This window comes from Streptomyces sp. NPDC057486, from assembly GCF_042802415.1.
Lineage (GTDB): Bacteria > Actinomycetota > Actinomycetes > Streptomycetales > Streptomycetaceae > Streptomyces > Streptomyces yanii.
The window spans coordinates 29,746-40,596 of sequence record NZ_JBHVEE010000092.1 but is presented as its reverse complement, the minus strand read 5'-3'; the positions used below and the strand labels follow the sequence as shown (position 1 = coordinate 40,596).

Annotated in this window: 6 protein-coding genes; 2 read left to right on the top strand and 4 right to left on the bottom strand. The window is 68.7% G+C overall.

Going from position 1 to position 10,851, the window contains the following annotated elements; translation table 11 throughout:
- Positions 1-948 (bottom strand): ABC transporter substrate-binding protein (locus ACFU6I_RS32705; RefSeq protein ID WP_384373185.1); only part of this gene is annotated, 948 nt, incomplete at its 3' end.
- Between the two features lie 113 nt (positions 949-1,061).
- Between ACFU6I_RS32705 and ACFU6I_RS32700 the strand changes: the two genes are divergently transcribed.
- The gene (locus ACFU6I_RS32700; protein WP_384373183.1) at positions 1,062-2,285 is read left to right on the top strand and encodes an ROK family protein; all 1,224 of its coding nucleotides are present in this window, start codon (positions 1,062-1,064) and stop codon (positions 2,283-2,285) included.
- A 33-nt stretch (positions 2,286-2,318) separates the two neighbouring features.
- A complete protein-coding gene (locus ACFU6I_RS32695; RefSeq protein ID WP_384373181.1) occupies positions 2,319-4,472 on the top strand; it encodes an alpha-galactosidase in 2,154 nt (717 codons plus the stop codon).
- Between the two features lie 813 nt (positions 4,473-5,285).
- Here the strand turns inward: ACFU6I_RS32695 and ACFU6I_RS32690 are convergent.
- From ACFU6I_RS32690 to ACFU6I_RS32680, 3 genes are all read right to left on the bottom strand, one after another.
- Entirely contained in the window at positions 5,286-8,114 is a 2,829-nt protein-coding gene (locus ACFU6I_RS32690; protein WP_384373179.1) for a DUF1349 domain-containing protein, read from the bottom strand.
- A 68-nt stretch (positions 8,115-8,182) separates the two neighbouring features.
- Positions 8,183-9,214 (bottom strand): ABC transporter permease, encoded by a 1,032-nt coding sequence (locus ACFU6I_RS32685; RefSeq protein ID WP_384050576.1) that lies wholly within the window; start codon positions 9,212-9,214, stop codon positions 8,183-8,185.
- A complete protein-coding gene (locus ACFU6I_RS32680; protein ID WP_384373177.1) occupies positions 9,211-10,806 on the bottom strand; it encodes a sugar ABC transporter ATP-binding protein in 1,596 nt (531 codons plus the stop codon). Before ACFU6I_RS32680 ends, ACFU6I_RS32685 begins: the two co-directional genes overlap by 4 nt.
- Between the last annotated feature and the right edge of the window lie 45 nt (positions 10,807-10,851).

The following is a 10,851-nucleotide window of genomic DNA, read 5'->3' as shown; positions in this document are numbered from 1 at the left end:
GGCACTCACCGACAGCCCGCCGCCGGTGTACACAGGCAAGACGAACGAGCCGTCCTGCGTGGGCATGGGGAAGACGCCGATCTGCTTCTGCTGCGTCTTGTTCGGGGCTGCCGGGAACCATGAGCCCATCGGGTACATGGCGCCCTTGCCGGCGAGGAACGCCTCCTGCGCCTGTGCGTAGGTGGCCGACAGGTTGTCGACGTTCTCCTTGCTCGCCAGTTCCTTCATCTTGGTCGCCGCGTTGACGAACAGCGGGTCGCTGAAGTCGGTCTTCCCCGCGACCAGCTCGTCGAGCCACTTCGGATCCTTGGCGTAGACCTCGTCGGCCATCAGCTGGGCGAAGGTCCATCGGGGGCCGAGGCCGTCCGGTGCACCGCCGCCGATGACGAACGGCTTGACCCCCGCAGCCTTCAGCTTGCCGACCGCGGCGAGCAGGTCGTCCCACTTCTTCGGAGCAGTGGCGATGCCCGCCTTCTCGAAGGCCGCCTTCCGGTAGTAGATCTGCCAGGTCTGCGAGTTGGTGGGCAGCTGGTAGATCTTTCCGTTGAAGCTGTTCGCGGTCGGGTTGGCCCAGTCCGCCAGCTCCTCTTTGCCGAACTGAGCGAGTTTGCCGCCCTCTGCCAGTCCGGCAGGGTCGATCGCGACCATGATGTCGGGGATAGCGCCGGTCGAATCGAGCTGGCGCGCGTACTCATTGCGCTGCTCGGCACTCGGCGCCACGAGTTTCTTGATCTTCACCCCCGGCACCTTGGCGCTGGTCCTGGCGATGATGTCGTCCCAGTACGCGGCGGTGAGGTTGGGGGTCTCGAAGGTGAGCAGGCTCAACGTCACGCCACCGCCCGAACTGTTCCCGTCTCCGCCTTCGCTCCCGCCGCCGACGGCACAGCCGGTCAGTGCGACCAGGCCCAATGCCGTGCCCATCGCGACCCAGTTGGCCCGCTTGCTCATGAGGCCCTCCTTGCTGGTCGAACCCATCAGGGGATGTCGCTCGACCAGAATTTAGATAAGTAAGTTTCTTGTCAATATTGCCGTCGGGGCGCCAATGTAGATAGCGTGAGGCTGTGAGTCAAGACACACGCCAAACCCAGCACAGTGCGGCCCCCTCCGGCCGCGCGGGCGATGCCCACCTGCTGCGCAAGCTCAACCTCGCAGCCACGATGCGGGCGTTCGTCGATACCGCGTCGCTGACGGTCAGCGACGTGCGTTCGACCGTCGGAGTCTCCCGCCCTACCGCCGAGGAACTGGTGGCGACGCTGCTGACCGAGGGCTTCGTCCGCGAGGTGCTTGGTCGTCCGGACGGCGAGCGCTCCGCGGGACGGCCGGCCCGGCGCTACGAGGTCGTGGCCGAGAACTACGCCGTCGCCGGAGTGGACATCGGCGCCCACAAGGTGGCCGTGGCCATCTGCGACCTGCGCGGAAACGTCGTGGCAATGCGCAGACGCAGCGTCGACTCCGGCCTCGGACCGGCCGGGCGCATCGGGGCCGCGGCACGGCTGGCGGAGACGACCGTCCGGCAGACCGGGACGAGCTGGGAACAGATCCGTTCGGTGGCCTGCGGCATCACCGGCGTGACCGCCAACGGCTCGGAGGCCAATGACATCCGCACCCTTCCTGCGGGCCGGGACCTCGACGTCTACTCCCTCCCGGGCTTCGACAAGATCGACGTGGTGTCGGAGGTGTCGGGGCGCTTCAAGCGCGACGTGCTGATCTCGAACGACATCCACCTCGCGGCGGCGGCCGAGCAGTGGCGGGGTGCCGCCGCCGAGGCACGCGACCTCGTCTACATGCACGCCGGCCGCCGACTCGGGGCCGCGATCGTCATCAACGGGCAGATCCACAACGGACGCCGCGGTCTGGCAGCGTCCGTCGGTTCCATGAAGATCCTGGGGTGGGCCGACGCGATGGCGCAGCTCGACCGCGAGAGCCGCAAGCTCGCGGGCTCGTCCGCCGAGGAGTCCACCAGCGACGACGTCCGGGCGCTCTTCGAAGCCGCCGCGAACGGGAACCGCACTGCGGTGCGCACCGTCGACCGCGTCGCCGAGGCCCTCGCGCTGGGCGCATCCACCCTGGTCCACGCCGTCGACCCCGACCTAGTCGTGCTCGGCGGCGGTCTGTCCCGCGCGGGGGACGTGCTCGCCGGTCCGTTCGAGCGGCACCTGGCCGCAACCTCACTCGACTCGCCCGAGTTCCGCGTGTCTCTGCTCGGCGACGAGTCCGTCGCCCTCGGCGCCGCCCGGCTGGCCCTCGACGATCTCAAGGCGCGCCTGCTCACCGTGCAGGCCTGATCCGCCCCCTCTCACCGAACCAGGAGTCACCGAATGATTGAGCCCGGACGCGTCGCCGTTCCCGCTCCCATCGCCCCCGTGTCCCTCTCCGGCCTCAGCGGGACCGAGACCACGACGATGGTCCTGCTGCCACGAGCGGACGGCCTGCCCGACATCGGGTGGATGGGACTTCCCCTGGCAGCCGCGGACATCCGGTCCCTGACCATCCCGGCCTCGGTCGAGACCACGGCCTGGAACTCCTGGCTGACCGGCTCACCGGTCAGCGTGTTCCCGGAGCACGCGCGCGGCTACCTGGGACGGCCTGCGCTGCTCGGCCACCGGGTCGGCCCCGAAGGCCCCGGGAGCGACTGGTCCACCGCGTTCGGTCCCGGCTCGGTGGGGTGTGCCACCGGCTCGCTCGTGGTCCAGGCCACCGACGAGGCAGCGGGACTCGGACTGTGCTTCGAGGCCGAAGCCGTCCCGGGGGGAGGGCTCCGCCTCCGGCACCTGCTGACCAACGCCGGCACCGGTCCCTACGTGGTCGACGCGCTCGACGTGGTCATCCCTGTTCCGACCGGCGCGGGCGAGATCCTCGACTTCACCGGGCGATGGGCCCGCGAGCGGCAGCCCCAGCGCCGTGCTCTTGCGGACGGGCAATGGGTCCGGGAGCACCGCCGCGGCATGCGCAGCCTCGACGGCACCGGTCTGATCGTGGTCGGTACCCCTGGCTTCGGCTACGGCGACGGTGAGGTGCTCGGCGTCCACCTCGCCTGGAGCGGCAACCACCGGTATGCCGTCGAGCAGCTCAGCTCCGGCGTCGCCGTCGTCAGGGCCGGCGAGTTGCTGCACCCGGGCGAGTTGGTGCTCGCTGAAGGCGAAACGTACGCGACGCCCTGGGTGCACGTTACCGCGTCCGCGCGCGGGCTCGACGGCCTGGCCGACGCGACCCATCAGTACGTCCGAACACTCGCGGCCCATCCGCCCCAGCCCGTACCCGTCATGTTCAACCCGTGGGAGGCGGTCTACCTCGACCAAGACCTCGACACACTGATCGCGCTGGCCGACACCTCGGCCAAGCTGGGCGCCGAGCGTTTCGTGCTCGACGACGGGTGGTTCGCGGGCCGCACCTCCCTCGACGACGGCCTGGGCGACTGGACCCCGGACCCGGCGGTGTGGCCGGACGGGCTGGCACCGCTTGTGGACCGGGTACACGAACAGGGGATGGAGTTCGGGCTCTGGTGGGAGCCGGAGGCGGTCAACCCGAACTCCGCGGTCTACCGCGACCACCCCGACTGGATCCTGCGCACGGGCGACCGGTCGCCCGTGCTGGAACGCAACTGCTACCTGCTCGACCTCAGCCGGGAGGAGGTGCGGGCACACCTGGTCGACGCATTCGGCCGCCTTGCGGCGGCGCACCGGATCGACTTCGTCAAATGGGACCACAACCGCGACCAGATCGACGGCGGTGACTCGCGAGGCTCCGGCCGGCCCGCTTCACGGCTGCAGACCCTTGCCTTCCGCGAGCTCCTCGACGAGCTGGCTCGCCGCCATCCCGGCATCTCGTGGGAGAGCTGTGCCTCGGGAGGCGGCAGGATCGACCTGGACGTGCTCCAGCGGGTCCAGAGCACTTGGACCTCAGACGTCACCGATCCGCTGTCCCGCCAGCCGATCCAGCACTGGACCGCCCAGCTCGCCCCGCTGGAGTACCTGGGCGCTCATGTCGCCGCGCCGGTCTCCCACCAGACCGGCCGGACCAGCACTCTGGACCTCCGCGCGGCCACGGCCTTCTTCGGCCAGTTCGGCGTACAGTGGGACCTCACGAAAGTGGCGGCCCCCGAACTGGACCGCCTCGCGTGCTGGATCGGCCTCTACAAGCGGCACCGCACGCTCCTGCACACGGGGCGGCTGACGCGCGTCGAACTGCCCGACGGTCTGCTCGCGCATGGAGTGGTCGCCCGGGACCGCTCAGAGGCGCTCTTCTCCTACGCCCAGCTCGACGAGATCGTGCCCGTGCCACCACGGCTCCGCATCCCGGGACTCGACCCGGACCAGACCTACCGCGCCTCGCTCGTCACTCCAACCGACCCGTCGGTGACCTGGGATGTCACGGGCATCCAGGCCTCCGGCGCCGCGCTGGGAGCACTGGGGCTGCCGGGCCCTGCGCGGGCACCCCAGAGTGCGGCGCTTGTCCACCTGCGCGCCGTCTGATCCGGCGGAGCGGGCGGCGTGCGCGCCCACGTCCTCAAGGTCCATGACGAGGTTCTTGACCGCCTGGGTCACCCAGCCCGCAGCAGGGTGCGCGGTGGTGCCCAGGACGCCGATCCGCCGGCTGACGGGATCCCTGTCCAGCCAGTACTGTTCTCGCCTCACTGCGTGACTCCTCCTGCGCCGGGATTCCGCCCGCAGGACACCAACGACACCGATACCAACCGTCCTTGAGTCGCTGCACCATAGCGACGCCCTGCTGTTGGCCGGGACCCACGCCCCCGCCACCTGGAACCGCGACTGGTTCACCTAGGCTGTCCCGTAATCCCTGGTGGATCAGCGCGCGGCGTCGGATGCGGTGCATCGCAAGGCGGAGGACCGTCCTCATACTGGGCGTATTCGGGCGTTCCGACAACGCAGCGAGGTGCCGTAGCTGTCGTCGTGCGCCCGCCAGGGACTACGGGACAGCCCTTAGGGGTCCCTCGGTCTGTCTGGTCGACCGCGCGGACGCCCCTGCCCGACCGGAGCGAACGGCGAGAGCACAGGCACAGCGACACCGCCGTCGATGCAGCCAGGGCCTGCCGACCTCGGGCTCTCTGTGAAGCGCGGTCAACGCCTCAGGCTCGAACGCTTGGGCAGGCACGTTTGACGCTACTGGTGGGGAATTACGTGACGCTCCACAGGACCGCACGGACCGGGACCTGTTCGACTTCCACAGGGCGCCGTCGCACTGACCCGGCACGGACACCGGCGGCCTTCGGATCCGAAGGCCGCCGGTGCTTCATCGTTCGGCGTCGCGCGCGGGGAGGCGACGGGTCACCATTCCGAAGCGAACCGGACCTTGACGTCCCCGGCGGTGAATCCGCTGAAGAGGAACGGCGTGTCCGCGGCAGAGCTGCTCTCGGCCTCGGCCAGTACACCGAAGCGGGCATCGCCGAGCCAGGACGCGTCGAGCGGCCCGCCGACAGCGGTGAAGGTCGTGCCGTCGAGGGAGTACGAAGCGGTCACGCTCGTGCCGGTGCGCTGCAGTCGGAGCCAGACGTCCTCCTGAGCGGGATCGGGGATACGGACCGGCTCCGCCGGGGACCCGCTGTGTTCGGTCGAGATGGTGAGGGTCGGTGCGCCCTGGTTGTGCTTGCGCTGGAGGGCGATGTAGTCGTTGTCGCCGCGGTAAAGGATGAGCCCGGCCTCCATGTAACCGCGGGTGGTACGTCCGGTCATCTTCACCATCGTGGTGCCCGTGCCGTTACCGGCACCGGTGAGGAGGACATTGCGGGCGCTGTTCTGTCCGGCCCACAGGAATCCGTGGCCGGTGGGCGTCAGCGCCAAGGTGTCCGTCGGTCGCACGGCGCGGTGGTCGGGCTGGTCCCGCACGACCGACCAGTCGTCGGTGTTCAGGGTCAGGGGCTTGGCGCAGTCGGACGAGGATGGGTCCCCTCCGATGTGCAGGGTGACCGGAACGCCGGTGACGCTCCCGAGCTGGCTGGGCGCGCTCGGGGTGAGGGTGACCGCGCCGGCCGCCTTCGCGGTGACCTTCCCGCTCCCGTCGACAGTGGCGACCTCGGTGTCGCTGCTGGCCCAGGTCGTCGACGGGAGCAGCGGGAGGATGTGGTCGGCGCCCTGGACCACCTCGTCGCTCGTGACCTGCGCAGTGTCAGTGGCGTTCAGATCGGCGCGCAGATTGAGGCCGTTGTCGAAGTTGTTGCCGTTGATCGAGGCGCCGGACGAGCCCCGGTAGCTGAACAGCGGGGTGGAGTACGTCGAGGCGGTGGCGGTGGCACGCACCTCCGTGGTGGTGCCGGGCGCCGGGCAGGGGTTCTTCGCCTGGGCGGCGAAGGTGGACTCCCGGTCGAGTCGGGAGACGTCGTTGCGCGCGAAGGTGATGCCGCTGACGCTCTTGGCGTCGAGCAGCTTCACGTCGCCGGTCTGGAAGGTGTTGTCCTCCACGCGGATGTTGTGGTGCACCGGCGTGGCGGCATCGACGACCTGGTTGGTGGGCTCGACGAGGATCACCGGGCCGGCGGGCCTCCTGAAGGTGTTGTGGCTGATCAGGACGTCATTGACGGGTCCGGATTCGTACCACTGGTAAGCGTCGGAGGAGATGAAGATGCTGGACATCTGCATGCCGTCGAAGAGGTTGTCCTTGATCACGACCGGCTTGCGGCTGGTGACCAGGACACCTCGGGTGGGGATGTTGCGGAAGATGTTGCCGCTGATGTCGACCGTGGGGGTGTACGTGGTGTTCTCGACGACAAAGTTCCCGGCCGTCACCGTGTCGGGTATCGCCTTGTCGAACGTGACCGTCATGCTGGTCAGGGATTTGTCGTGGTCGGTGCCGGAAGGGCCGTCCACCGACACGACTTTCGCGGTCACACCCGGCACCGGCGCCATGGTGCGCTTGTCCACGATCTCGACCGAGTCACGGGGGTGGAACTGGGGAAAACCGGCTGTCTGCGGGTGCTTGTAGGCGAGGGTGAGCACCTTCTTGTCGGCGGGCCGCGAGGTGACCTCGACGTAGGTGCCGTGGATGTTGATCGCGTCGTCGTGCGCGCCGTCGAAGACGTTCCCGGTGACCTTCACCTGGCCCGAGATTCCGGACATCTGTACGAAGTCCGCGAATCCGGCCGTGCTGCGCCCGGAGGCCGGATCGGTGCGGAACTCGTTGCCGTCGAGGGTGATGTTCTTGCTGAGCTGCCCGAGGAAGCCGAAGCCGTGCAGGTAACGGGCCTTGAGACCGCGCACGGTAATGTTCTTCGACTCCCAGAACACGGCCGATGCCGTGTCCCGGGTGTCTTCACGCATCTGGTAGACGAGCCCGCGATCGCCCGGTGCGGTGGCGGTGGAGTACTCGATGCGCAGCTTCTGCCCGCCGAGGTCGCTCATCGCGGACACGTTGTTGAACAACGGATTGGCGCCGCGCCAGGTGCGCTGGGCCGCCGGGTCGTAAGTCTGGCTGTAGCGCATCTTGTCGACGCCCGACCAGTACGGCAGGCCGGTGGCCGGGCTCGTCTCGCCGAGCCAGGTGACATGGTTGTTGGCCACCGAGAAGCCGTTGGTCGGCGGGACGGACAGCACGCGGTACGCGTGCCCGTTCGACACGCCGGCCTCGGTGACCTTGGCATCGACCACCTTGGGCGCGGTGACATCGAAGCTGAAGTCGGTGACGGCCACATTCCGCGAACGGATCGCCACGAACGTGCTCATCAGCCCGTGAAACTGCAGATGCGAGCCGTCGCCGTCGATGGTGACGTCATGCATGTCCTCGATCAGAATGCCGATGCGCTTGTCACGGTAGGTCTGGTTGGCGCCCACGGTGTTGGAGAGATAGAGCTCCCGGGTCTCGGCCTGCTCCGGATACAGCTGGTAAGTGCCGTGCGGGAACAGGATCCGCGTCGGGCCACTCAGGGTCTTGGCGTGCCGCATCGCTTGGGCGACGGCCGCGGCGCTGTCCTGTTTGCCGGTCGGATCGGCGCCGAAGTCGGTGACGTCGATGACCGTCTCGGCGGCGCCGTCCGACGCGGCCGCCGCGATCGGGACAGGCGCGCAGAGCAAGAGCAGGAAGGCCGCTGCCAGTACGGCAGTGCGCGGGCGACGGTGCCCACCGCGCGGTACTCTGCCCGCCGCGGCCGTGGTGGTGTCTGTCATCGAGACCTCATCTCTGGGTAGGGGCGACTGACATGCGGGGTCAGTCGTGGAGTCCGGTGATGCGGTGGTCAGTGCGGCAGTCCGACGGGGCGCTCGCCGCTGCGGCGTTGCTGAATGACGACGGCGATGACCAGGAGCGCGCCCTGGGCGACGTTCTGCCAGAAGCTGTTGATGCCCTGGACGGTGAGTCCGTTCTCGAGGCAACCGAGGAGAGCCACGGCCAGGAGGGTGCCGCCGATGCCGCCCTTGCCGCCCTTCAGCGCGGCGCCACCGAGCGCGGCGGCGGTGATCGCCTTCAGTTCCAGGCCCTCGCTGCCCGAGGTGGGCTGACCGGACCCCGTGCGGGCGGTCAGGAGGATGCCCGCGATGGCGGCGACGATGCCGATGAGGGCGTAGACGGCGATCAGGTACTTGTTGATGTTGATGCCGGCAAGGCGGGCCGCGGTGTCGTTGCCGCCGATGGCATAGACGTTGCGCCCGATGTCGGTGTACTTGAGCAGGAGGTGCACGGCCGCGGCGACGACGACGAGGATCCAAACCATGACGGGCAGGCCGGCGATCTTGCCGCGGCCGAGGAAGATGAAGACGTCGTTGTTGAACACGTACCCCTGGGCCCTGCCGTCGGACAGAAGCTGGGCGAGACCCTTGTAGGCCGCGAGCCCGGCGAGTGTGGCGATGGTGGGGTTGACCCTGCCATAGACGATGACCAGACCGTTCAGGACCCCGATGAGGAGACCGACGCCGACCGCGGCAAGCATGCCGACGAAGGCGTTGGAACCGGCCGAGGTGAAGACCATGGCACTGACCACGGACGCCACGCCTGCCTGGGAACCGACGGAGATGTCCAGCCCGCCACAGATGATCACGACGGTCTGCACGATCGCCAGCAGGCCGGTGATGGTGGCGGCCTCGGCGATCACCTGCATGTTCGACCAGCTGAGGTAGTTGCTGTTGAGGATTCCGAACAGGATCAGCACGAAGGCCAGAGCACCGATGAGGCTGATGTTCTGGCCGCCGAGGCCGGCGAACCGCTTCGGCCCGGCGGGCCGCGGGTTCTCAGGGCTTCCCTTCAGCACTGTGGAAGTCGTCGTGGTCGTCATGAGGTTGCTCCAGAGGCGCCGGCGTCGACGATGTCGTCGGCCATGGCGAGGGCGAGGATGGATTCTTCGGTAGCGTCGTGATGGTCGAGTTCCCCGGTGATCCGGCCGCCCTGCATCACGACGACCCGGTCCGCGAGACCGAGGAGTTCGGGGAGTTCGGAGGAGATCACGAGGAGGGCGACGCCCTCGGCGGCGAGGTCGGCGATGATCTGGTAGATCTCGGCCTTGGCACCAACGTCGATGCCACGCGTCGGCTCGTCGAGGATCAGCACCTTGGGCTTGCGGGCCAGCCAGCGGGCCAGGACGACCTTCTGCTGGTTGCCGCCGGACAGCTTGCGGACCTCGTGGTCGATGGAAGGGGTACGTACGCGCAACCGGTCGGTGTACTGCTGGGCGAGTTCCCGCTCCGCGGACCGCCTGACGAACCTCAGGCGCCGCAACCGGTCCAGGACCACCAGGGAGGTGTTCTCCCGGATCGACTGCTGCAGGAACAGTGCCTGCGCCTTGCGTTCCTCGGGCGCGAGCCCGAGACCGGCGCGGATGACGGCGCCGGGGTCGCCGGCGCGCAGCGCCTTGCCGTCGAGGGTGGCGGTGCCGCTGTGGATGGGCAGGTCGCCGGCGAGCGCCAGGGCCAGCTCCGAGCGGCCCGCGCCGATCAGCCCGGCCAGCCCCACCACCTCCCCCGCATGGACCCGCAACGAGATGTCTGTGACGTCGTCGGTCGTGAGGTTGTTGACGTCGAGCACGAGGCGGCCGGTGGCGGCCTTCTGCCGGACGAACATGCTCGACAGGTCCCGGCCGACCATGAGGCGCACCAGTTCGCCCTCATCGGTGGTGCTCGCCTGCTGAACGCCGACCAGGTTGCCGTCGCGCAGTACGGCGATCCGGTCGGCGAGCCGGAAGATCTCTTGCATGCGGTGCGAGACGTAGACGATGGCGATGCCCTGCCCACGCAACCGCCGGATGAGTGCGAACAGCGCCTCCACCTCGTGTTCCGACAGGGACGAGGTGGGCTCGTCGAAGGCGATCACCCGCGCCGGGACGGTGCCCGTCAGGGCCCGCATGATCTCCACCAACTGACGCTGTGCTGGCGTGAGTTGCGTACCCAGGAGGTCCGGGTCGAGCACGTCGGCGAAGCCGAGTCGCTGAAGGTCGCTCTCGATCCGGCGGTGCAGCTCCGCGCGGTCCAGAAGCCGCCCGGCCTTGCGGGGCAGGGAGCCCGCGTAGACGTTCTCCGCGACGGAGATGTGCGGGATGATCTCCGGCTCCTGCGGAATGATGCGGATCCCTGCAGCACGCGCGTCGGCCGGTGAGCCCAGCAGCACGCGTTCGCCACCGATCAGCACGTGCCCCTCGGTGGGCTGATGGTCGCCGGTGAGGATCTTCAGGAGAGTGGACTTTCCCGCCCCGTTCTCACCCATCAGCGCGGTCACCTGACCGCAGGGGAATTCGAGCGTCACACCGCCGAGCGCCTGCACAGCGCCGAAGCGCTTCGTGAGCGCCGCGACGCCGACGGAACCGTTCGGGGTCCCCGGCTCGGGTTCCTCGCCCGCCGGGCCTGTTCGAGCCGTGTTCTTGCGAGGACTGGTCATGTATGGGTTCACCTCAAAGGTGTCGTGCAGGTCGGTGTTCGGAGC

Excerpts from the sequence above, each read along its gene's own strand:
- ACFU6I_RS32695 (WP_384373181.1), top strand. The coding sequence starts at position 2,319 with ATGATTGAGCCCGGACGCGTCGCCGTTCCCGCTCCCATCGCCCCCGTG.
- ACFU6I_RS32690 (WP_384373179.1), bottom strand. The coding sequence starts at position 8,114 with ATGACAGACACCACCACGGCCGCGGCGGGCAGAGTACCGCGCGGTGGG.
- ACFU6I_RS32685 (WP_384050576.1), bottom strand. The coding sequence starts at position 9,214 with ATGACGACCACGACGACTTCCACAGTGCTGAAGGGAAGCCCTGAGAAC.
- ACFU6I_RS32680 (WP_384373177.1), bottom strand. The coding sequence starts at position 10,806 with ATGACCAGTCCTCGCAAGAACACGGCTCGAACAGGCCCGGCGGGCGAG.